Annotated in this window: 19 protein-coding genes; 7 read left to right on the plus strand and 12 right to left on the minus strand. The window is 54.1% G+C overall.

Translation table 11 applies throughout. The features are described 5' to 3' along the window. Positions 1–461: 461 nt before the first annotated feature. From K334_RS0102140 to K334_RS0102160, 5 genes are all read left to right on the plus strand, one after another. Positions 462–935 (plus strand): GFO_1088 family ECF-type sigma factor, encoded by a 474-nt coding sequence (locus tag K334_RS0102140; protein ID WP_025880240.1) that lies wholly within the window; start codon positions 462–464, stop codon positions 933–935. Then, positions 928–1,398, plus strand: coding sequence for a PG0215 family putative anti-sigma factor (locus tag K334_RS0102145; RefSeq protein ID WP_025880238.1), 471 nt, complete (start codon positions 928–930; stop codon positions 1,396–1,398). Before K334_RS0102140 ends, K334_RS0102145 begins: the two co-directional genes overlap by 8 nt. A gap of 27 nt (positions 1,399–1,425) precedes the next feature. Continuing rightward, on the plus strand, positions 1,426–1,878 hold the full coding sequence (locus K334_RS0102150) for a DUF6108 family protein (protein ID WP_025880237.1): 453 nt from the start codon (positions 1,426–1,428) through the stop codon (positions 1,876–1,878). 11 nt (positions 1,879–1,889) lie between these two features. Then, positions 1,890–2,759: a hypothetical protein gene (locus K334_RS0102155; RefSeq protein WP_238318919.1), complete on the plus strand. Its 870-nt coding sequence runs from the start codon at positions 1,890–1,892 to the stop codon at positions 2,757–2,759. A gap of 132 nt (positions 2,760–2,891) precedes the next feature. Beyond that, positions 2,892–3,767 (plus strand): hypothetical protein, encoded by an 876-nt coding sequence (locus K334_RS0102160; RefSeq protein WP_025880234.1) that lies wholly within the window; start codon positions 2,892–2,894, stop codon positions 3,765–3,767. A 126-nt stretch (positions 3,768–3,893) separates the two neighbouring features. Here K334_RS0102160 and tsf read toward each other — a convergent pair whose 3' ends face one another. The 10 genes from tsf to K334_RS0102210 all read right to left on the minus strand — a co-directional run bounded on the left by tsf (position 3,894) and on the right by K334_RS0102210 (position 18,549). Further along, a complete protein-coding gene (gene tsf, locus K334_RS0102165; RefSeq protein ID WP_021589568.1) occupies positions 3,894–4,886 on the minus strand; it encodes a translation elongation factor Ts in 993 nt (330 codons plus the stop codon). Between the two features lie 105 nt (positions 4,887–4,991). After that, the gene (gene rpsB, locus K334_RS0102170; RefSeq protein ID WP_025880233.1) at positions 4,992–5,813 is read right to left on the minus strand and encodes a 30S ribosomal protein S2; all 822 of its coding nucleotides are present in this window, start codon (positions 5,811–5,813) and stop codon (positions 4,992–4,994) included. Between the two features lie 143 nt (positions 5,814–5,956). Next, positions 5,957–6,343, minus strand: coding sequence for a 30S ribosomal protein S9 (rpsI, locus tag K334_RS0102175; RefSeq protein ID WP_025880232.1), 387 nt, complete (start codon positions 6,341–6,343; stop codon positions 5,957–5,959). A 9-nt stretch (positions 6,344–6,352) separates the two neighbouring features. Continuing rightward, positions 6,353–6,814, minus strand: a complete 462-nt coding sequence (gene rplM, locus K334_RS0102180; RefSeq protein WP_025880229.1) for a 50S ribosomal protein L13 — start codon at positions 6,812–6,814, stop codon at positions 6,353–6,355. A 937-nt stretch (positions 6,815–7,751) separates the two neighbouring features. Then, positions 7,752–8,969 (minus strand): Gfo/Idh/MocA family protein, encoded by a 1,218-nt coding sequence (locus K334_RS13320; RefSeq protein WP_025880227.1) that lies wholly within the window; start codon positions 8,967–8,969, stop codon positions 7,752–7,754. 156 nt (positions 8,970–9,125) lie between these two features. Next, on the minus strand, positions 9,126–10,058 hold the full coding sequence (locus K334_RS0102190; RefSeq protein ID WP_025880225.1) for a PorV/PorQ family protein: 933 nt from the start codon (positions 10,056–10,058) through the stop codon (positions 9,126–9,128). A 1-nt stretch (position 10,059) separates the two neighbouring features. After that, complete coding sequence (locus K334_RS0102195) at positions 10,060–12,885, minus strand: S8 family serine peptidase (protein WP_025880223.1); 2,826 nt, start codon at positions 12,883–12,885, stop codon at positions 10,060–10,062. 27 nt (positions 12,886–12,912) lie between these two features. Beyond that, positions 12,913–14,514 carry a DUF6850 family outer membrane beta-barrel protein gene (locus K334_RS0102200; protein WP_027444437.1) on the minus strand — a complete coding sequence of 534 codons (1,602 nt, stop codon included), beginning with the start codon at positions 14,512–14,514 and terminating at the stop codon, positions 12,913–12,915. A 14-nt stretch (positions 14,515–14,528) separates the two neighbouring features. Beyond that, positions 14,529–17,252 carry a TonB-dependent receptor gene (locus tag K334_RS0102205; protein ID WP_027444438.1) on the minus strand — a complete coding sequence of 908 codons (2,724 nt, stop codon included), beginning with the start codon at positions 17,250–17,252 and terminating at the stop codon, positions 14,529–14,531. Positions 17,253–17,361: 109 nt separating this feature from the next. After that, positions 17,362–18,549, minus strand: coding sequence for a DUF4876 domain-containing protein (locus K334_RS0102210; RefSeq protein WP_025880220.1), 1,188 nt, complete (start codon positions 18,547–18,549; stop codon positions 17,362–17,364). 273 nt (positions 18,550–18,822) lie between these two features. Between K334_RS0102210 and K334_RS0102215 the strand changes: the two genes are divergently transcribed. Continuing rightward, the gene (locus K334_RS0102215) at positions 18,823–19,770 is read left to right on the plus strand and encodes an acyltransferase family protein (protein WP_027444440.1); all 948 of its coding nucleotides are present in this window, start codon (positions 18,823–18,825) and stop codon (positions 19,768–19,770) included. Positions 19,771–19,776: 6 nt separating this feature from the next. Here the strand turns inward: K334_RS0102215 and K334_RS0102220 are convergent, their stop codons facing one another. Continuing rightward, the gene (locus K334_RS0102220; RefSeq protein WP_025880219.1) at positions 19,777–20,802 is read right to left on the minus strand and encodes an NAD-dependent epimerase/dehydratase family protein; all 1,026 of its coding nucleotides are present in this window, start codon (positions 20,800–20,802) and stop codon (positions 19,777–19,779) included. Further along, complete coding sequence (locus K334_RS0102225) at positions 20,802–21,521, minus strand: IspD/TarI family cytidylyltransferase (protein WP_025880218.1); 720 nt, start codon at positions 21,519–21,521, stop codon at positions 20,802–20,804. The genes K334_RS0102220 and K334_RS0102225 overlap by 1 nt, the downstream gene beginning before the upstream one ends. A gap of 109 nt (positions 21,522–21,630) precedes the next feature. Here K334_RS0102225 and K334_RS0102230 point away from each other — a divergent pair, with 109 nt between their 5' ends. Beyond that, a complete protein-coding gene (locus tag K334_RS0102230) occupies positions 21,631–22,494 on the plus strand; it encodes a glycosyltransferase family 2 protein (RefSeq protein WP_025880217.1) in 864 nt (287 codons plus the stop codon). Positions 22,495–22,498: the final 4 nt, after the last annotated feature.

Here is a 22,498-nt window from a genome sequence, read left to right on the forward strand (position 1 = left end):
AAAGCTCGCTTAAGTTGGTTCTGCCGTACAAAGGTCATGATTTTTTTTGACACCGACAAGCAAACCGAAGCTTTTCAATGGACGGGCACGGACGTGCCGCGACGGCCCGGAAGCGGGCCGGCAAACCTGTCGTCGGTGCCTTTCTGCGCAGCCCAAGTCGCGCCGCGACGCGCCGACCGCCACCCTCCGGGTTTGCGAAAGGATGGCGACGGGGTTGCGAAAGCACTGCGACGGACTTGCAAAAGCAGTGCTTTGACACGCCGAAAGGGCTGCTTCTACAGGCTGAAAGGGCAGCTTCTACAGGCTGAAAGCTGCCTTTTGACAACCCCACCGTCACACAAAATACTCTCCATCGTTACACAAAAACGGACGAATCATTGCCCATGACCCGATTTTTTTATTATTTTCGTGTCACAAAAGGCACCTGGGTGCGTAATCATGGTAACGAACCGAGAAATTCGATGACTGTCGACGAATATAAAGAAGAGGCCTGCCGCGTCAGACCGCAACTGCTTTTCATGGCCCGCAGATACATGGGCGACGGGGAGGAAGCCGAGGACGTCGTGCAGGACGTGCTGCTCAAGCTGTGGCAAATCCGCGACACCTTGCGCCAGCCGATGGACGGTTTCGCCACGATTCTCGTGCGCAACCGCTGCATCGACCTCATCCGACGACGGCCCGAAAGGCAAGCCATCAGCGAAAACATGGCCGAGGAAAGCCACGAGGCCGACGAACGAATCGACCGAATGATGAAGATCATCGACCGACTGCCCACCTTGCAGCAGACCCTCATCCGACTCCGACACATGGAAAACATGGAGATGAAGGACATGGCGGCCCTCATCGGGAGCAACGAAGTGGCGGTGAGAAAGGCGTTGAGCCGAGCCCGACAGGCCATCAGAGACAACTTTTTAAAAGAAGAAGGACATGAATGACGAAGAGAATATCAGACAACTGGTCGACCGTTTCTTTGAAGGGGAGACGACATTGGCGGAAGAACGACGGCTCTATCGCTATTTCCAGGGCAACGATGTAGCAGCCGAGCTGCTGCCACTGCGTGAGATGTTCATGTCATTGGGCTTCATCGGCACGGCACCGGCGGGGCAAACGCTACCGGAAAACACGGCGCAGGGGCGGTTGAAAGTCGGCTTCAGACGCAGAATCGTCGGCGTGGCGGCAGCCGTGGCGGTGCTGCTGGCGACGGGCGCGGCCCTCCTCCACCTCGACCATGAGCAAAACTACTGCAAGGCCTACGTCAACGGACGGCTCGTGACCGACCGGGCGGCCATCCTCAACAGCGTGGACGCGACGATGGGCGACATCGGCGAGGCGGGACAGACGGGCGCGGACCGCCAGCTGCGCGACATCTTCGGCGGCGGGGGCGGCGAACACGATTAGACAACATCACAATTCAATACGACGGATATGTTAAGACGAATCTTACTCATGCTCACCATGCTGCCCATCTGGGGCTGCGCACAGGCCCAACAGGGACTGAACGTGGGGGCCTTGTTCGACGGCAAGGTCGTGACGAAGGCGCAAATGCGGGACGCCGAGGTCGTGGAAGTGAAGGTGAAAGGCCGCGCACTCAGCAAATACAACCTCGATTTCTACCGCAGCTACGGCTTCCAGGCCACGCCGGAGCAGAAGGCCAAGGTGGACGAAATGGTGGAACGCGACCGGCAGAACGCCGTGAGCAGCGAGACGACACGGAAAGACGGCGGCACGACCGTCATCCTCACGATGACGCCCGACGGCCCCGTCAACCGCTTCCTGTGCTACATCGCCAAACGCAACGGCAAGCGGACCGCCCTCAACGTGGTGTACATGGAGGGGCGGGTGAGGAACATCGGCGAACTGAGAAGACTGATTAAATAAAACGAAAGACTATGATGAAGACAACACTTCTGGCATTGACGCTGGCCGTAGGCGGCCAGGCGATGGCCGACAACAGGGTGGAGAACGACACGGTGGTGGTTCGCAACCCGAGGAAGGTAACCGTGGTGACCTCCGATTCGCTGCAATCCATCCTGATCGAGGGCAGCGACGACAACCCGAACTACCGCTACAGCAACCGCATTGAGCTGGTGGACAGCAACTATGTGTCGACGTCGGCCATCAACCGCGACACGTGGGACTTCACGTTCGGCTTTTTCAAGAAGAAGAGAAAGGGCCGGCCGCAGTCGGACATCACGTCGGACTTCGCTTTGGGATTCTGCGGCGTCATGGACGCGCCCGAGCAAATGGACGTCAAACCGTTCAAGTCGTGGGAGATCTGGTGGCTATTCGGCACCTACCACTATCGTCCGTGGCACAACGGGCATGCCTTTTCGGTGGGCATGGGCTTCGACTGGCGCAACTACCGCATCGTGGACAACTATCGGTTTGCGGCCGACGACGACAAGGTGGTGACCCTTGAGAAGTATGCCGACGGCGCCAAGCCCCGCTTCTCGCGCGTCCATACGTTCGACCTGGTGGTCCCCTTGCGCTACGAGTACATGGGCAAACACTTCGGATTCTCGCTGGGGCCGGTGCTGAATCTCAACACGAAGGGCAGCCTGAAGACCCGCTATCGGATGGACGGAGCAAAGCACAAGGACACGACGAACGACCTGAAAACCAAGCTGGCGACCATCGGCATGATGGGCACCGTGACGGTTTACCACACCACCGTCTACTTCAAATACCGTCCGAGCAGCCTCTTCAGGAAAGGCTACGGCCCGCAGTTCAAGACGTTTTCGTTCGGAATCGTCCTGTAACGGACGTCAGCAAGGCCGAAAAAGCAGCAAAAAAGTAAAACGGAAGCTAAGTTGCGGAAAATTAACAGCGGCCAGTTGCGCATGTCGACGAAAGATGATACTTTTACCGCACGAACCAAACGATTTGTTCTTATGAAAGCCATGAGATTGCTATTGCCGCTCGGCTGTCTCCTCGCCTCATCCCTTTTCATCGCGTGCAGCAATGAGACGGAGGAGACGACGAGGCCCATCGAGATTTCCGCCAAGGGCGAATACAACGACGTTCTCACCTACACGCTGACGACAGACACGCTCGATTGCGACTTCGACATCACGTCGAGCATGGGCAGATGCACGGCCGTGGTGCTGGACGCAGACCCGAAGAATCCGTCGGCCGTCGTCGTCCAGAACGGCAACCACGTGACGGTGAAGCTGCTGCGGGAGCATACCAGCATCCGACTGAGTGACGAAAGTGGGCAGGAAAGACGAATCGACATCCGGTCGACGAGCGAGAAACTGAAGCAGGCGGGCTATGTCGTGGACTTCGCCTATGGCACGACGATGAAGCTGAAGCCCACCTTCGGCACAGGCAAATACCGCGTCGTCCGCAACAGCGACGTGGCCGACATCACGATAGACGCCGAGGATGTGCTCCACATCAAGGGCAACCGAGGTGGCGCGACGGGCTACTACACGCTCGAAGACCAGCGGGGTATCAAGGCGTTTCTCGAAGTGCGGGTCAGGGACGGGCGTGACATCACGTCGTCCCGGCTGGACGTCACGGCCGCCCGGGGCCAGATGTTGAGCTTCCCCATCAAGCTCGCAACGGGCGATTGGCGCATTGAGGAACAATCGTTGCAGTGCGGCGCGTTCATTCTGGACAAGCAGTCCATCGGCATAGACTACCCTCTGGAGCATGAAGTGCTGTGCATGAACATTCCAACTGACGCCAAGTTGGGGCTGGAAAGCTTCCACCTGAAAGACCGAAGCGGCCAGACCGTCACCGTGAACGTAACGATAACGGAATAAGCGGGCGGCCTTTCGACCTACGACGCCACAGCCTCCGCCATTCCTCAAGCAGGAAATGGATAGAAAAAAGGGTGCGCTTCGCAATGAAACGCACCCTTGTTGTTTTGCTTTGAACCAAAGTCGAGATTAGTCGGCTACCAGCGTGAAACGCTTGTAGGCGACGATTTCGAGGCCCTGGGCCTTCAACCAGTCCTTCACGGTGACCTTGTCGCCGTCTGCGAACTGGAACTCCTGGTCTACGAGGCAGTTCTCCTTGAAGAACTTGGCCAAGCGGCCTTTGGCGATATTCTCAATCATGTTCTCGTTGAGGTTGGCTGCTTTCTCGGCTGCAACGGTCTCCTTGATCTGCTTTGCCTTGTCGGCGTCCTCCTGCGTGAGCCAGCCTTTCTTCACGTTGCTTTCGATGTGGTCTTCCGAATCGACGTGGGCGGGGTTGATACCGGCCTTCTTCAAGGCGGCGGCTACGGCCTTCTCCACCTGCTCTTCCTTGGTCTTCTCAACGGCAACCTTGTACTCCTCGTCCTTCACCGACTGGGGAACGGAAGCCTCGTCGAGGGCCACCGGCTTCATGGCAGCCACCTGCATGGCAATCTTGTGGCCAGCCTCTTCGTTCTCGGCGTTGAACTGCACCATCGTAGCCAGCGTGTGCTTGCCCATGTGGTCGTAAACGGAGATGTTGTCACCTTCGAGGAAGTTGTAGCCATCCAGCTCCATCTTCTCGCCGGTAATGCCCGAACGCTGTGTCACAACGGCCTGTGCCTCTTCGCCATTGGCCAGCTTCAACGCCTTCACCTCATCCAAAGACTTGGCACGGGCGGCAACGGCCGCGTCGAGAATCTCCTGTGTCATCTGGATGAAATCCTTGCCGTTGGCCACAAAGTCGGTCTCGCACTTCACCGCCACCATGGCGGCAAAGCCTTCAACCTTCTTCACCAGTACGCAACCATTCGACGTCTCACGGTCGGAACGCTTGGCGGCGATGGCCAGTCCGCGCTCGCGGAGCAGTTCCTTAGCCTTTTCGAAGTCGCCCTCGGCTTCGGTGAGTGCCTTCTTTACATCAGCAAGACCTGCGCCGGTCATGGCCCGCAGTTTCTTGATATCTTCAATTGAAATAGCCATAATATTGTTTTTCTAAATGTATTTGCTGAAAAATGAAAGGGACTTAGGGTGCCGACAGGAGCATATAGACCCTATCCTACACCATAAGACCCTATGATTCACTGTTTATTCTGCTGCGGGAGCTTCTTCAACCTCCACCTCAGCTTCGTCTTCCTTGCGGGCTTTGCGGACACGCTTGGGCTTCGCGTCGGCCACTTCCTCTGCCTGTTCAGCGGCAGCTTTCTCGTCGGCCTTCTCGGCCTTGCGCTCCTCCAAGCCTTCGGCAACGGCTCCGCAAACGGCGTCGAGGATGACCTCTACGCTGTCCTTGGCGTCGTCATTGGCGGGAATGACAAAGTCGATGTTCTTGGGATCGGAGTTGGTGTCGACGATACCGAACACGGGAATACCCAGACGGTTGGCCTCTTTCACGGCGATGTTCTCCTTCATCACGTCAACGATGAAGAGAGCACTCGGCAGACGAGTGAGGTCGGCGATGGAACCAAGGTTCTTTTCGAGCTTGGCACGCTGACGGCTGATCTGCAACAGCTCGCGCTTCGAGAGATTGGCGAACGTTCCGTCGTTCATCAGCTTGTCGATGTTTGTCATTTTCTTCACTGCCTTACGGATGGTGGGGAAGTTGGTCAGCGTACCGCCGGCCCAACGTTCGTTCACGTATGGCATGTTGACGGCGGCAGCTTTGTCTGCCACAACGTCCTTGGCCTGTTTTTTAGTAGCGACAAACAGTATCTTCTTGCCCGACTTGGCAATCTGTTTCAGAGCTTCGGCAGCCTCGTCAACCTTGGCTACGGTCTTGTTCAGGTCGATGATGTGAATGCCGTTGCGCTCCATGAAGATGTAAGGAGCCATGGCGGGGTTCCACTTGCGCTTGAGGTGGCCGAAGTGGCAACCTGCCTGAAGCAGTTGGTCAAAATTTGTTCTTGACATTTTTCGTTTCTTTTGTTTGATTGTTTACTTTCCTTTGTAATTCTCTTAGAACCAGCCCGACAGTAATCCAGCCGTCATCGGCCCCGATGGAGCCGCGAAACATAAAGTCTGTCGGGTTTGGATGCTAAACTTGCGTCCAGTGGTTAACGCTTACTGAACTGGAAGCGACGGCGAGCCTTGGGCTGACCCGGCTTCTTACGCTCGACGGCACGGCTGTCGCGTGTGAGGAAGCCTGCGTCTTTGAGGGCCTTCTTGTCCTCCGCGTCGATCTTGACGAGCGCACGGGCGATGGCGAGGCGCAGTGCCTGGCTCTGGCCGGTGAAGCCTCCGCCGTCGAGATTGGCCTTGATGTCATACTTGCCCTCAGCCTCAAGGAGCTGCAGCGGCTGCTTAACCACGTACTGCAGAATGGCTGATGGGAAAAATTCTGTCAAATCTTTCTTATTGATAGTGATCTTACCGGTACCTTCCTTCAGGTAAACACGAGCTACAGCGCTCTTGCGGCGACCAATTGCATTAATGAGTTCCATCTTGATTCTTTATTTATACTGGTTAATATCAATAGTCTTCGGCTTCTGTGCAGCCTTGTCGTGCTCGGTGCCCTCGAATACGTAGAGGTTGCTGAGCAAGGTGCGGCCCAGACGTCCCTTGGGAAGCATGCCCTTGACGGCGTGGCGAACAATCTTGTCAATGCCGTTCTTGCGTGTACGAAGCTCGGCAGGCGTGTTGAAACGCTGGCCGCCCGGATAACCTGTATAGCGGGTGTAAACCTTATCCGTCTCCTTCTTGCCGGTGAACACCACCTTGGAAGCGTTGATGAGGATTACGTTGTCTCCACAGTCCACATGAGGTGTGAAGTTCGGTTTGTACTTTCCGCGAAGCAGCTTGGCTACTTTAGAGCAAAGGCGGCCTACAACCTGGTCGCTGGCGTCGATGACGACCCACTCCTTCTTAGCTGTTTCCTTGTTGGCGGAAATAGTCTTGTAACTTAAAGTGTCCATTTTGAATAATTAATTTTACTACTAAAAAACTTTTATTACCGTATTCGATAACAGAGACCTCGCGGCGCCTCCAGTCTAAAAGAGACCATCCACAGCATTATCTCTGATGCGACGGCCGATTCACTAACCGCTCTCCTCGGCCAAAAGAAGAACTATTAACACGACCACGCTATGAGAATCCTAAGCGTATTCCCACAATCGGACTGCAAAGTTACATATTTTATGACGAGATGGGGCCACGGCATGGAGAACGCGGCTTTTATTTTACAAAACATTAACTATTTTCAGCATCATTAACGAGCCATTTCCGTCGTTTCATGGTCGAGCAGCCGTTTTCGTCGGAGAAGCGTCAGCGTCCTGATCCGTAAAATCCTGCCGCCGTTTGTTAAGGACATAAATACATGGGGAGACTAAGACATATTCCCGTTGCTGCGTGTTTTAGACAGAAGTACATAAGGACATATTTTCCTGGCAGAGTGTTTAGGACATAAGTACATAAAGACATATTTTCCTTGGCGTGTTTTTTAGGACATAAGTACATAAAGACATATTTTCCAAAGTATGCCTTTTATTGATTCTGTGGTCGCTTGCGACCCTTTCTTTCACCCTAAACTCCAGCAGAAAATATGTTCTTATGTACTTATGTCCTAAAAAGTGTCTATAGAAAAATATGTCTTTATGTACTTATGTCCTAAACACTCTGCCAGGAAAATATGTCTTTATGTACTTATGTCCTAAAAAGTGTCTATAGAAAAATATGTCTTTATGTACTTATGTCCTAAACACTCTGCCAGGAAAATATGTCTTTATGTACTTATGTCCTAAAAAGTGTCTATAGAAAAATATGTCTTTATGTACTTATGTCCTAAACACTCTGCCAGGAAAATATGTCTTTATGTACTTATGTCCTAAAAAGTGTCTATAGAAAAACATGTTCTTATGTACTTATGTCTAAATTCCAGGCACCGCGTGTGAAGTCGGGTATGTCCACAGGGCAGCCTCCCTGCTCTACGGAAAGGCGTGTCAGCTCGACTAGCGACGACCATTCCACGGCGTCGTAGACATCCATGTCGAGCGGCAACCCTTGCCGCAGACAGTGTATCAGCCGATAGTCCATCATGAAATCCATCCCCCCATGGGCTCCCACACGTCGGGCCAAGTCGCCATGCGACTGGTAGAATGGATGGTCGTAGCGGGCAAAGAACGCCTCTTGCTCGCACGTTTCGTCCACTCCGGGGACGAGAGACTTCATCCGTCCGTGGCTTTCTCTCTCAACAAAGCCGTGCGTGCCGCTCAACAGATACCGCCTTTCGTAGGGGCGAGGGCTTGATATGTCGTGCTGTAGAACCATTGTCTTGCCTTTCAAAGTCGTGACAATCGTCGTGTTCATGTTGCCCAACCGGCATTCGGCGGCCATGTCGCGCCCCGCAACCTCGGGGTAGTTGAACTGACGGTTTGAGACTGAAACCAAGCGGGCGAGACGATCTCCCCGATGAATTTTCATGGCCTGACACAGCGGACCCAGCCCATGCGTGGGATAAGGATTGCCCGTTGTCAGCCAGTGGCCTATGTAGTCGGGGCGCTTGGCGAAGTCGATGTGGCTCAAATCATGTACATAACTGCCCTCGGCATGCGTCACTTCACCGATGGCACCTTGCGAACAAAGATGCAAGGCCGCCATCTCGAACCTGTCGTAGCAGCAGTTTTCAAGCATCATACAGTGCCTCCTGCAACGCTCGGCCGCATCGACGATGCGCCAGCAGTCGGCTATCGTATTCGCAATCGGCACCTCGCAGGCCACGTGCTTGCCATGTTCCATGGCGTAAACGGCAATGTCGGCATGCAGCCGGATGCTCGTACAGACGTAGACCAGGTCGATGTCATCGCGCCGGCACACTTCCTTCCAGTCGTCGGCGCCGCCATATTCATCGGCCGCCGGCATGCCGTGCGACTCCAGCACCGCCCTTGCCTCTTCCCTGTTTTCGCGCTGCAGGTCGCAGACAGCCCTCACCTCGACGCCGTCGAGATACATATAATGGACCAGCGACTGCCTGCCGCGGTGCCCGAGACCGATGAACGCGATGCGGACGACAGGGAGCGGCGCGCACCGAAGCGCCACCACATGCGGATATTCACGAGATTCGAGATTCTTCATTACACCTTATATTAATATAACACGCCATCAATGGCCTTTATTCTATTGACGTGAAACGAAGCAGAATATTGTAAGTGCCGCGTTATTATCGCCCCATCACGCTTATCTTATAGTTTCTTGAAATCTAGAACAGCTTATAAAGGCTTCCACCCCCTCCTACAAGTCCACCTGCATACCGGCCATATACAAATGTGAAGCGCCGTCTTTGGCCGTCAGTCGGACAGCTGCATCGAACGCAATCCGCCCCACTCTCACGCCCAAACCAGCACCCAGGTAGTCGTCATGGTCACCTGCATGTCCACCCAAACGCAACGAATAACGCTTAGCCAGCGTATAATCGACACCACCACTCAACATTCCACTGACCTTGGACTTCCCCGACGGCAGATAAACACCACCATCCAGCGTTACATCCAGTTCCTGGTTGCGCGCCGTAGCCAACCTCAACGCACCACCGCCATGCAACAATGGCGACAGTGTTTGCCACCGGTCACCCGTTCCGACGACACCCAGATCGCGCACAGCCAGGTTCAGTTTATACCTCATCAGTCCCTTCTGTCCGTGAAAAGCCATGCCTATTCCCAGCCGATAGGCATTGTCTTGCACGTCGGTTTTCTCAGATATCATGCCCAAAATGCCATAAATGGCGAAGCGTCCCATCGCATGGACATAGCCCACATCCACACCATACGAATACAATCGCATAGCGTCGGCTACGGGTTTCATGTTGATATCGAGCACCGGGCCGGTCTTGCCCTGAGCAAAATAGCGTGCGCCACCCATCAACAGGTGCTTTCCCGAGCGGTGCAACAGGCCCAACGTATGCAAGCCCATGCTGCCGCCGGCCCCATCCACCAGTCCGAAGGCGTAATTTGCACACATCGTTGTTTGGGTATCGTCAAAGCCTACGGATGGATCGGCATAGACCAACGCACGCTCGGAAAAGCCGAACACGCCACCGCCGTGCGCCAGTGAAACGGCCGACACAGGCATATCCACGATTGCCATACGCCTTCCTTGCGCATGGACGGACAACGCCACGACCGTCAACGCTACGGTTGAATACAGCTTGTACATGATGGTTTTCATCTTATTTCTTTACAAATTTATCCTGATAGACCACTCCCCGATTCACCAAGCTCACCACATAGCTGCCACGGGCAATGCCGCTGACGTCCATCAGCAACGTTCGCTTCTGCCGGTCCAGCGCGGCAACGCTGAAACGCTTGCGCAACACTTCCTTGCCGGCCATGCTTCTGACGACAACTTCCGCATCACCTTCTACTTCCTCGCCCACCTTTATATATAAGGTGGTGGTCGCTATAGTTGGATAAACGGCATAAATGCCTTCCTTTTCATACACGAACACGGGTATCGAGAAGACGCCTGTCTGGCCATGCACGTCGGTTGCCGAGAGTTCTATCGTGCTTTCTCCGAATCGTTTGCCCGTTATCGTCATCTCGCCGTCTGCAACCTTCACCTCGACAGAGCCGTCATGTTTGGTTTCATACACCAGTCCGTCAGGCTTCTCGTCGACAATCCAGTCTTTCAACGCCACCGTCTTGTGCTGTCCGCGCTTTATGTTGAGCGTTTCAAAGCCGGCTTTCAACGTCGGTGTCTTGTCGGCGACAATTTCAATAAACAACGTAAACGAGGAGCTTGCGCCGTACTCGTCCTTCACCGTAAGGGTGAGAGGATAAATACCAGGGATGTAGTTCGTGGCTTCAACATGCAACATGACCTTGTTGTCCTGTGTCGTTATCCCCACAGAGCCTGCGTCGCGGAATTGATAACTGCACTTATGGTTCTCCTTGTCCGTGATGGTAAACACCACGTCGGCCTTGTCCCTACCGGCCAAAGTCAGACGATTACCGTCCATGCTGACCGCTATTGTTGGTGCCTCGTTGTACAACGTCGTGACGCCATTCTGCAAAATCACCAGCGGCGATGTCTTTCCATTGCGTGCTACGGCCTGTATCGCAAAATAACAAGTGGTATTGGCCGCCATGCGCATGTTGGTTCTTTCAAACACTTCATCAGCTTTGGCATAGTTGGCATTGATCAAATGCCGGGTGGCCTGCCCGCAATTGGCTTGTGTAATAGGCTGTTCCGACATGTAAAGTATATAGTTTTGGAGTGAGCCGTCACTTCCCTTGTTGGCCGACTTCCATGCGATTGTCACGCTGTTGTAGCCACTTTTGCTCTTCTCAGGCAGAAATTGAGGCGCAACGGGTTCCACCGTCATGTCATAATCGGCCAGCGCTTCCATCGCGTCCACGTACCCCAGCCCCATGCCATCGAAATGGTTGGCCGACACATACTCGTTATAATTCATCTGCTTCACCCCTGCAAGCAGACGTCGACGCAACTCCGCAGCCGTAAAAGCAGCCCCTCCGTATTTCGAAACGACCAAGGCGGCAATGCCCGACACATGCGGACAGGCCATCGACGTACCTTGCATATAGGCATAACCGTTCTTTCCTTCCGCGTTCGGCGGCACCGTACTGAGCACGGCCGACGTCGGCAAGCCGTTCTCGCGCGGGTATTTCTCCTTCACGGGTTGCGAACCGCCCGGTGCAGCCAGGTCGACGGTTTCACCATAGTTGGTATACCACGACGCCTGAAAGTCGGGATTGAAAGCCGCCACACTGACAACATCGTCGTCAGCGGCCGGATATGTCGGCGAACGCAGCCCGTCGTTGCCGGCCGCAAAGATGACAAGGCCTCCCTGCATCACAGGTTTCTCGGTCTTGTCCCCGCCTGCATACTTGTTGAAGTAGGCGATCGCCTCCTTCACCACTTGCGGAGTGGCCTTGCTTCCTGCGCCATAGCCCCATGAGTTCTGGCTGATGACCGCACCGTTATTGGCTCCGTAGACAATCGCGGCTGCATCCAGATTTCTGTTTCCCGTACCGATCGTTTCCGTCGACTCGGGATCTGTCGGATCATAGTTGGGATTATCCTTGAATATCTGACAGCACATGATGCGCGTTCCGCTGTCTGCCGTACCGTCGCCGCCGGCTATTCCACACACGCCACGGCCATTGTTGTTGCGCGCCGCGATGGTTCCGGCCACATGCGTGCCATGCCTTGTCGGCGTGACAACACCTTTGTCATCGGCGAAGTTGTAACCGTAATAATCGTCCACGTAGCCATTATTGTCGTCATCCAGCCCATTCCCGGGAATCTCTCCCTTGTTTGTCCAGAAGCTGCCTTGCAGGTCGGGATGGCCCGTATCTACGCCGCCATCCACCACAGCCACGACAACCTCTCTCTTTCCTGTAGTGATTGTCCACGCGGGTTCTACGTTGATGTCGGCACCGACAATGCTGCTCACCACTGGATTGCCTTTTTCATCCGTATAGTTGCCGATATTGCCACGATTGTTGAAGTCCCACTGCCGGCTGTAGAGCGGGTCGTCAAAACGCGAGGGGCCTCCATTGTCCCGTGTCGGGGCCATGTCGACCGCCTGAAAGCTCACTTTCTCCAGCTTGGCGGCAAACACCGGCTCCACAAACGTCGCCACGTCGCCCCTTGCCGCGTCACCGACAGCCCGCGTCATCGACTCCGGAGCCTTTGACAGCTGCATGGTGTACCACAGGTCAAGGCCCTCCCGCTGCTGCAAAGCCTCGTCCTTGCCGGCATAAGGGAAAATGCGGGTGAGCCGAACGGCCCCCTGCACCCGCATATACTCGTCCAGACGATGGCTGCCCGTGGGTATGGTCAGCTCCCGTTTCGTGCCATCCAGCTGCGCCACGATGTCCTTGTGCAACTTCACACTCAGCTCTTGAGCGGCATAACCGTCCACAGCCGGCGTCTCGATAGCCTGCTTCGACTCTGTAAAAGCGTCGGAACAAGCCCCCGAAAGCAGTGCTATGAGGAGCCAACCAAGGCCTGATTGCATCTTTATTTTCATCTTTTCATCCTTTAAAAGCACACTTGTTCAAAAACGAAGAAACAGTCCTGTCCGTATATTGACCATTTCCCGATAGTCGGAATTCAAGTAACCACCTTTTACAAAGCCCCCGACAGCGAGCTTGTCCGACAGTTTTCGCAAGCCCACGAGTCTGCCTTCGAGCGTTTGACGGCTTTCTCCACGCAGCAGATAAGGCGTATAAGCCATGGCTTCCTGCACCGCATCGGTCGTCGCCGTCACATTGTAACTGTTGTCCCAACCGCTCTGCATGCCGGCATTCAGCCCTGTCTCCCACGCAAAGTGCCCACGTTGCCATTTGTACTCTACACCCAACGACATCGTCAGAGTCTGGTTTGCCACCTTCATCTGTGGGCTGTCATAACGCTCTTCGTCACGCTTCCAGCCTACGGCCGCCATCATGGCTACGCTCGATTGCAGCCTGACGGGACTGATGACCTTCGACCGCAAGTCCATACTGACGCCACTGCTGTGATAAAGTTGGTTTGTTCCGACTTTCACATAGTCGAACAATCCCTCGTCGGCATGCTGCACCTGCTGCTCATAAATATGCTCACTGCCGCTGCGCGCATACTCTTTTGCCGAAAACTGAAACAGCCAGAAGCACTTGTCAAACCTGCGCTCGACAATCAGCTGTTGGTGGAAATGGTGCGTGTGCGAGCCAAAGAGCTCCTTGAAATTGGCTTCTTCGCTGTTCATCGAACGATACTTCCAGCCAGCCGCAAGCGTCCAGGCCCACAAACCATCGTGCATCCAGGCCATATCCGCCCCTATTCCATGCAACGTCTGCTGACGGCCATAGCTCACGGCACCCTGACTTTCACGCCGATTCCACAAGCCGAAGCCATAGAAATCCATAAAACGCACGCCATCCAGCAGGCTCTTGGCCGCAATCGACTGGCGACTCCATTCCGGTCTCAACGTCAAGGCAACGATATTCCGCTGCCACACGCGCGACATCCCCAAGCCAACGCCCACCGAATGGGTGTAGTTGGAATGCCGCGGATTCTGTCTTCGCGCCTGGGCAATACCCTCATAGCGAGCCTCCAGCCCCCATTGCCACCCTCCAAGGGCGAGGCTATAGCCGCCATAAACGGTATATATCTCCCGATTGACGGCACTCTGTCCCAACGTGTCGGCCACGAAGTAGGGCGCATAGTCCTCCGGATGGGTGGCGTAGTTGAGCGACGTGCGCGTCATCTCGCCACGCTGATAGGCCGCCATGCCGAAAAGCGTGCCCGAACGCTCGGTATGCAGTTCGCCACCGGCCAGCAACCGGCCGAACGTCTGCCGCTTGCCGTCATAGTGGATGAAGCGCCCCGCGGCATTGACGTTGTCGAACGAGGCTGCCAAGACATTGTGTTCGGGGCGATGCAGACCATCAAAGGCGCTGCTGTCGGCACGCCCCATCATGTAGTCGACAAGCGACACCATGGAGCGGGCCACATACAACCGGCTGTTTTCCAAGTCGTTGTTATGCCACCGACGCTCGTCCACCACCGTTTGTGAAGAGGTGGCGTACTTCTTCAAGTCATATTCCAAGCCGCTTTGCCCCCTGGCGCCGGTCGATAGGGCCAGGAAAAGCGGAAGACTGATTATCGTTTTGTTCATGACATGACTGCTTTTTAAAAAGACATGGTGAGTTCCGCGCCGAAGAAAGGCTTCTGCCAGTTGCGTCGCGACTGCGCGTAACCGTCGCGATACTTGGGACTCACCTGCACGATGTTGTTGGCAAAGAAGGCCAACTTCACATGACGGTTGAATTCCTTGGTGGCTTTGATACTCCACAAGAGCGACACGGGCTGCTTGTTTTCCTTATACCGCGACGCAAGATAAGTGCGCCGAAGGCTCTTCAGCAGCTCGTCGTCAGCCAATCTGAACGTCCTGACCTCGCCATCCGTGTCCATATAACGCTCGGGATAGGCGTTGACGTCGGTCACAAGTCGATATTTCTCAAACCACACCACCTGAATGAAATTCGTAAAGATGAGCTTCCACTTGGGCAGATGGGTGTTCACCCACGCATTGGTGTTGAAGTTGGAGCCGATTTGCTTCTCCGATCCGTCGAAGATTCCTACGTAAGGATACATCTGTTCGCCCACCATGACGGACGGGCGATACATCACCGGCACGCCACTGGCATACTCCGTGCGATAGTAGGCGCCATTGATTTCCACCTCACTCCTGACCGCGGCCATCGTCGGAATGTGCAGACGGTACTCCAATCCCTGCTTCACCGTGCGGGCACTGTTGGTCGGCACCTGCATCTCCATGAACGTCCGCATCTCCCGCGACTTGAAATCGGCCTTCGTAGGTTTGGCTTCCACCGGATGCAACAGCTCATAATAATAGGTGTAATGGGCCGGAACATAGGTGGTGAAGTAGGCTACACCGCCTTTCATCAACTCACGAAAACCGGTCAAATTCAGCTCGAAGCCCCGCCAACGCAGGTCATATCCCACCTCCAACTTGCTGTTCTTATTGGCAGAAAGCCGCTCATTGACCGGATTCTGAATCTTCGTATTCGTGATGAGCAGCCGCTTCGAGGCGTCCGTAAAGTAAGCGTTGAGCGCGATGAAGTCGTGATACACCTTGTCGGGATAGAGATAATCGGCCGACGGCAGCTTGTTTTCCACGCCGTAACCAGCCCGCAGCGTGTGGCTCATCTCGTCGCCACCCGCCTTGTGATAGAACGTATAAGCCGCTTGCAGACGTGGTTCGAGCAGCATTCGGCCATTGAGCTTGTAGTTGGAAGGCAGGTTGAACATGGTGGTCGACCGCGCGCCAAGCGAACCATTCAACTCATGTCGACCGTGACGGTAGCGCAATTTGCTCTCCAGATAGCCGGCATGATTGACCAGCGATGGGATGTCGCTGTTCTTCCGCGGGCGAATGAAGTCGGCGGAGGGGAACGGCGGGCGCATCGGGTCGACCACGGCGCCGTCTCCAAGGTTCTTGGTGGTCGTGAGCGAAGTGCCCAACAACAGATTATAGCTGAGTTCCTTTCCGAGATTGCCCGACTTCCGGGCATTGAGTTGAGCGAAAACATTCAACGGACGGTTGTCTATTTTATAATAGGTGTCGTAGGTTGAAGGCAGATAGACGCCCTCGCTCTCACCTTCTTGCAGGCTTTGTTGCAGCGGCATGACCGTGCGGTTGATGACATGTTTGTGATGTTTCAGAACGTTGCGGGTGTAATCGGCCGAGGCAATCAGCTCCAGATTGTCGAGCCACGGTGTGTTGAGTGACACGTTCAACTTGCCCGACAGCGTGGCCCGCTCATAGCGCGAGTTGTATTTCTCATGGTAAGTCTTGATGAGTTCGTCGGTCTTGTTGTTGCTGAACGAGGTCACATAACTGCCCAGAAGGTTCATGTCGACCGTCTTGCCCCACCACCGTCGCTGGTTGTTCCAGTTGAGTTGCGCGCTCACTCGGTTGTAGGCTCCGCGCGCATCTTCCATCCGTGCCTGCGACCGCACGATGTCAGCACCGGCATAAAGCGTTCCCAGCCGCTCGGAGATGTGAAATCCCTTGCCCACATAGGCCAACTTGTTGAGCGGATCGAACTTCACACGGGCCTGCAGCGGGCTGGCACCTTGCTTGGCGTTGACCCGTATGGTGCCGGAACTGAGGTTTCCCTCTTTGGCCGACGAGATACCGCGCGTCAACGTGACGTTCTCGATATGGTCGGTGGATATCGTCCGCAGGTCGACACCCGTGTTGACGCTCACGTTTCCCTCACCGTCTGCCGCCGACTGGCCCGTAACGCCGGCCATCTGAATGCGCATGCCGTCGTTCTGCACGGGCACGCCATTGACCGTCAGCCCCATGCCGAACGAGGTGCTCATGTCCGTTCCCACCTGGCGGCTGCTGATGAGCGCGCCATCCTGCATGTTGTTGCTTCCCATCTTGCCGCCGGGCAACAGCACGAAGATGTCCTTCAGCGACGTGGGCTGGATGTATTCCAGCGTCTCTTGCTCGATGGTGGCGTCGCTGCCGGTCTTGTCGTGATACCTGGCCGTCACGGTGACATCCTTCAAACCGAAGCTCTGTTCGTCCAGTTTGATGTCGAGTATTTCGCCACCGGGCTTCACTTGCAACTCCACCGTATGATAACCCATGCAGCTGACACGCAGATGAGGCTCCCGCAGTTGCGGAACGACAAGCTTGAAGTTGCCGTCCATGTCGCTCACAGCGCCCTTGGCGGCCTCTTTCACATAAACGCTGGCAAAGGCAATCGGCTTTCCGTCGGCCCGAGCGGTCACTTTTCCACGGATGACTTGCTGCGCCGCTGCCGTCAACGAGGTGGCCAACAGCAGAATGACCCATGCGCATTTCACATATCGCATACCTGTCAAATCAATGTATCTTGTAGGTTGTCTGAATGCAGAAAATCTCCTTTCTCCCTCGCATGGGGGAGAAAGGAGACGCTAAATAAGGAGAGTTTGAATGGACAAACTATTTCTTGGGGTAGCTCTTCTGCCCATTGGGAACCACCACAAAGTCATTCTGACTGTCGTTGGTATCGAGCACATATCCCTTTTCGGCGGGCTTACGCTGAACAAACAGGCTCTTGAAACCACCATAAAGGCCGTCGTCTTGAATCTGAATGCTGCTCTTGTCGACCGCTGCGGGCAATACTTTATGGAAGAAATTGTCCTTGCAACCCGTCTCGGCAGCGTCAATTATCCAACGAGTCGGTATGATAAGATAGTCTTGTTGCATGTTTCCATAGGCCCCGGACACCTTCATCTTCACCAAATGCTTGGGCACATAGTCGCCCAAATTCTCATCGGTACGCAAGAGCATGAGCGGCGCATGGCCTGCATATCCCCAGCTGAAAGCCTGGAACATGGAGTAGTTGACCGTGAGATTGGGCACTTCGGCGTTGTCGGTTGTCATCGAATACTGATGAGGCACGTACACTTCGAAGTCGGCCCCGGTCAGATTGACGGCTCCTTTCTTTGTTCCACCCTCGGAATGGTCGATGGCCGTGTGGGCGATGACGAGCGATTCACCGGGCTTCACCAGGTGTTCGCGGCCGCTACCGGGTATCGTATAGAGCTGACTCACGACGATTTGGTCTTTCTGAAGATAAGCGCTTTTCACGCCATCGTCCTCTATCGCGTTGTAATCTCCGCAGATGGCAAACGACAATCCGTCGGCGTACAGCGGGCGATCACTCACGTTTCGGATGGTGAAATACTCTTCATAATAAAGGTTTGTGAACTCGTCGACCTTGGAACAGTTGAAGAACAACTCGTCAAGCACGAAGGTTTTGGCCATCGTCGACTGCAAATCCTTCACCTCGACCCTGCACGCCTTGTTGGCTTCGCTGAAGGTAAAGTTCTGCAAACTGCCATACATGGTGCCCGCACCGTCGACAAGGTCCTCGGCCACAACGTCGTATTGTCCCAGCGGCACGCTGAAAACGGCCACGCCAGAGGCGTTGGCGGCAGACGTAAACTGCTGGCCTGAACGCGACTCGGTGAGCTTCACGGTGAACTTGGCGTAATCCACATTCGTTTTACTACTGCCCAATTGCACCGTCAGTTGGCTCAACTTCTCGGTATTATCGTCGCTTGAGCATGAAGAAAAGCCGACAATGCCAAGCAGAGCGATAAGGAATAAAATTGTTTTTTTCATACATCTTTTGAATTAGAGGAGCAAAAGTAGCACATTCAAATCATGCGGACAATACTTAAAAATAGGTATTACAAGCGGGCAAGGGCCGCCATCGTGTTGTTGTCGCAGCCTTTTTGCCGTCTCATTGCTGTGCTTTCGGTTTGCAAAAGGGCTGCTCTTGTCTCCTCATCGCTGTGCTTTGACCGACCAAAAGCAGCCCTTTCGCAAGCTGAAAGCCGGCCTTTTTTTCGTACCTTTGCCAGCGAATAAAAACAACTGGTAAAATTCTGGCGCATGAACACGAATCATTCCCAACCGAGAATAGAGGAACTCGACTATCTGAAAGGTATTCTTATCTTGCTGGTCATCAGCTTTCATCTGGTGTATATCGGCCAGTCGTACCCTTATCTCAAGCAATGGGTCTACACGTTCCACATGCCCGGTTTCCTGTTGCTGTCGGGTTATCTCATGAATATCGGCAAACCAAAGGTTGATTTCTTGAAAACAATTTTATGGTTGGGCGTCCCCTATCTGCTATTGGAAAGCGGTTATACGCTGATGGCGTCACTACTGCCCATCCACGACCACATCGACCACCTCACGCCAATGGTTTTTATCGACAAACTTCTGGTTCATCCGCTGGGCCCTTATTGGTATCTGCACACGCTGATTCTATGCGGTTGCGTTTATTACATCATTGGCAACTGCACGGAAAACAAGCGATTACTAAAGTTTTCGCTTATGGTTGTAAGCTGTTATGGACTTTCCCTACTGGGATTTATGGATTTTTCATGTGCCTGCTACTTCCTAGCCGGCGCGCTGATCAAACAATATGGCTACCTGTTTACCGATGTATTCAAAGGTTCTTGGATAGCCCTGATTGTTTTGGTGCTGCTTTCCACCGACGCGTCTCTTTTTCACAAGGCCTCTGTATATGGTATTATGATCGTCTATTGCGCAATGAGTAGCATGTTGCTCATCCTTCGTTTTCTGCCTCAACGTTTACGGCAAGGAACTTGTTTTCTGGGACGCAACTCGCTACTTCTTTATCTTTTCTCTCCTGTTTTTACGATTCTTTGCAAGTATCTGCAACCTTTTCTGGCCTTCGACCGCTCAGCCCTGCTCTTCTGGATGGCGTCTCTCGTCATCTGCGTTTGCGGTTCGCTGCTCATCGGAAAGGCATTAGACCTCCTCAACCTCAGCCCTTTCATCTTCGGAAAGCGCAAGGTTGTAACCATGTAAAGACGTTTATTCCATTGATCTGATTAAATGCTCATACATCACGTATGGCTCAAACAATGGCTTCCAGCCCAACTGTAGCAGTTTGGAAATGTCCAAACGAAGCCTTGTTGGTGGCGGATAAGGCGCGTTGGGGTCTACGTCGATAACGACCTTACTGCCTTTTCCAAAGTGTCGCACCATGTATTCGGCCATCTCCCGAATGGTGCAATAGGTGTCGGGCGATGCCACATTATAGGTTTCTCCGGCCGTTCCACGCGTAAGAATGAGCAGAATGGCCGTCACTGCGTCAAGCGTATAGCAGTGGTTGCTGGCCGCTTCGCCCCGACTTTTCAGTATCAAATCGGTACCGGCGACAATGTTTCGGGCGAACGTCGTCGTCACCCGACAGTCCGTCTGCGGCACATCGGGGCCGAAAGTCTGGCACAACCGCACCATTCTCACGGGCAAACCATATTCCCGGCAATAGGCCAGACAGAGGTTTTCGGCCATCCGCTTACCCTCCGGATAGCTGCTTCTGACCGACTGCAGGTCAACAAATCCCAAGTCAGACTCCCGCAAGGGACGCTCATCATTACTCACCGCGCCGTAAGCTTCCATCGAAGAGAGATAGACAAAGGCCGAAACGCGCTGCCGAAGGGCCATTTGCAACAGCCGATCAGTGCCCATTACAATCGTCTGAATGGTCTCTACGGGATGCGAACAAAAGTATTTGGAAGAAGTAGGTGCCGCCAAATGCACCACATAATCAAAACTCCGGGTTGCCAAAGCGTCAAGATGGGCCATGTCGCCCTCCACAAACAGCAGGTCATCCGTAGCTTCAAAGAGAGCTTCGGCAGCCTTGCGATCGCGTACTAAAGCTAAAATCTGCGTTTTCTCGGCCCACTGTCGGTTCCACGCCTGCACGCAATGAATGAGCGTGCGGCCCAGCAGTCCCGTTGCGCCGGTTATCAACAGCGTCTTGCCCGCCAGCTCCGCGTCGGGCGCGAAGTGCGCCGTGAGTCGGTCGATGTCTGCTTTTAACACCTGATTCATCACAGTCCGAATATCTGTTGGTCCTCGTGTACCTGTATCATCGCACGTAAAACGAAGAAGTCGGTGGGTGTGGTTATCTTGATATTCTCCATCGGGCCGATGACCGTTCCGGGCTTACAGCCATACGCGCTCATCATGGTGCAGGAGTCGATGAAGTCGTGTCGCCCCTCGGCCTGTGCCCTTCGATGTGCCTCAAGGATGTCGGCCAAGCGGAAACTCTGTGGCGCACGGGCAATCAGAGAGTGATCGCGCGACGGAATCTCAAGCGAACCATCGGCCTGGCGCACGATAAACGTTTCCGTTGCCGGCACACACGTAACGCAGGAACCGCACTCTTCGACTTTACGAATGTTGTCGGTAATGGTTTCTTCGGTAATCAACGGTCGCACACCGTCGTGAATCAGCACCGTGGCATCGCCCCCCTTGGCATACGATTCGGCAGCGCAAAGGCCGTTGTAGATAGAGTCCTGACCCGTCGTTCCACCCGGAACAACCGCCACAACCTTGGTAATTTCAAACTTCTTGAGCTGCTTATTCAGATACGGAATCCAACTTTCGATACACGCAACAACAATGGCGTCTATCTCAGGATGGTTATCAAAGAGTTCTAATGTATAGATAATGATGGGTTTCCCATGAAGATCGAGAAACTGTTTGGGCTTCGATTTCGTGTGCATTCGTAGCCCCGAACCACCGGCAAAAATAACGGCTATATTCATGCTTATATGTTCTTATCGTTACAAAGATAGGCTAAACAAACGGAAAGTCAAAGTGAAAGTTTATTTTTATTTGCTTTGGACTTCCTTGAAGAACTACTATCTTTGCAATATGTTCAGAATTTACTTAGAGAAAATCAAGCTGGCCGTGCAGAAACGCGCCAAAACGGCACAGACCCAAAAGAGCTATTCCACTTGGAAAGCCAAGGGCTACGAGAACGAACCGCTCGTAACCGTCATTTTCCAGACCCACAATAAGAGTTTGCAGATATGCCATGTGCTCCGGAAAATCAGAAAATGGCCCATCAAAACCGAAGTGATTGTTATCGACGATGGCTCTTCGCTCGACCACACGGAACGCTTAGCGAAGGAGCTGAATAGCGCCAACGAGTTTCTGGTACGCTGCAATGATCTCTACGAGAACGTCACTTACGACAAGACTATCCGCATGGCCAATGGCCAATACATCGCTTTGTTGCAAGACGACGACGATTTTGCCGACACACAGTGGATGGACGATGCCCTGAACTACTTCAAACAATATCCAGATATGGCCATTCTGGGCGGTAACTGGAAGGTGAATCTGACTTTCGTCAAGGAGACCGAGCAACGCGTCGGCACCCGTATCGACGATGCCTCACGCCCTTTCTGCTTCGCGCCGTCGGTCAATCGTGCGCCCATGTGGATCAACAAGGCAATCTTCGACGCCAAACTGCATCGCATTGACTTCCGTTTCGCGCCTTTCCAGTACGATGATGACGAACTTTGTCTGCGTGCATGGCTCGAAGGATGCACCGTAGGCTGGTACGACGCGGGCTTCCATTCGCTGGCCGCGGGGGGCATGCGCCTTTGGAATAACAGCTTTTCTGCCGAACAGGCCCGGCGCAACGGCCATCTGCTTTATACGCTCTATGCCGATCGCATGGATACCATCCTGCAACGTGTGGCCGACAACAACCGCCGTCTTACCGAATAATTCC

The sequence above is a fragment of the Segatella baroniae DSM 16972 = JCM 13447 genome (genome assembly GCF_000426585.1).
GTDB lineage: Bacteria > Bacteroidota > Bacteroidia > Bacteroidales > Bacteroidaceae > Prevotella > Prevotella baroniae.

Excerpts from the sequence above, each read along its gene's own strand:
- rplM (WP_025880229.1), bottom strand. The coding sequence starts at position 6,814 with ATGGACACTTTAAGTTACAAGACTATTTCCGCCAACAAGGAAACAGCT.
- K334_RS0102195 (WP_025880223.1), bottom strand. The coding sequence starts at position 12,885 with ATGAAAATAAAGATGCAATCAGGCCTTGGTTGGCTCCTCATAGCACTG.
- K334_RS0102220 (WP_025880219.1), bottom strand. The coding sequence starts at position 20,802 with ATGAATCAGGTGTTAAAAGCAGACATCGACCGACTCACGGCGCACTTC.
- K334_RS0102210 (WP_025880220.1), bottom strand. The coding sequence starts at position 18,549 with ATGAAAAAAACAATTTTATTCCTTATCGCTCTGCTTGGCATTGTCGGC.
- K334_RS0102205 (WP_027444438.1), bottom strand. The coding sequence starts at position 17,252 with ATGCGATATGTGAAATGCGCATGGGTCATTCTGCTGTTGGCCACCTCG.
- K334_RS0102200 (WP_027444437.1), bottom strand. The coding sequence starts at position 14,514 with ATGAACAAAACGATAATCAGTCTTCCGCTTTTCCTGGCCCTATCGACC.
- K334_RS0102225 (WP_025880218.1), bottom strand. The coding sequence starts at position 21,521 with ATGAATATAGCCGTTATTTTTGCCGGTGGTTCGGGGCTACGAATGCAC.
- K334_RS0102215 (WP_027444440.1), top strand. The coding sequence starts at position 18,823 with ATGAACACGAATCATTCCCAACCGAGAATAGAGGAACTCGACTATCTG.
- rpsI (WP_025880232.1), bottom strand. The coding sequence starts at position 6,343 with ATGGAACTCATTAATGCAATTGGTCGCCGCAAGAGCGCTGTAGCTCGT.
- K334_RS0102140 (WP_025880240.1), top strand. The coding sequence starts at position 462 with ATGACTGTCGACGAATATAAAGAAGAGGCCTGCCGCGTCAGACCGCAA.
- rpsB (WP_025880233.1), bottom strand. The coding sequence starts at position 5,813 with ATGTCAAGAACAAATTTTGACCAACTGCTTCAGGCAGGTTGCCACTTC.
- K334_RS0102145 (WP_025880238.1), top strand. The coding sequence starts at position 928 with ATGAATGACGAAGAGAATATCAGACAACTGGTCGACCGTTTCTTTGAA.
- K334_RS13320 (WP_025880227.1), bottom strand. The coding sequence starts at position 8,969 with ATGAAGAATCTCGAATCTCGTGAATATCCGCATGTGGTGGCGCTTCGG.
- K334_RS0102155 (WP_238318919.1), top strand. The coding sequence starts at position 1,890 with ATGATGAAGACAACACTTCTGGCATTGACGCTGGCCGTAGGCGGCCAG.
- tsf (WP_021589568.1), bottom strand. The coding sequence starts at position 4,886 with ATGGCTATTTCAATTGAAGATATCAAGAAACTGCGGGCCATGACCGGC.
- K334_RS0102150 (WP_025880237.1), top strand. The coding sequence starts at position 1,426 with ATGTTAAGACGAATCTTACTCATGCTCACCATGCTGCCCATCTGGGGC.
- K334_RS0102230 (WP_025880217.1), top strand. The coding sequence starts at position 21,631 with ATGTTCAGAATTTACTTAGAGAAAATCAAGCTGGCCGTGCAGAAACGC.
- K334_RS0102190 (WP_025880225.1), bottom strand. The coding sequence starts at position 10,058 with ATGAAAACCATCATGTACAAGCTGTATTCAACCGTAGCGTTGACGGTC.
- K334_RS0102160 (WP_025880234.1), top strand. The coding sequence starts at position 2,892 with ATGAAAGCCATGAGATTGCTATTGCCGCTCGGCTGTCTCCTCGCCTCA.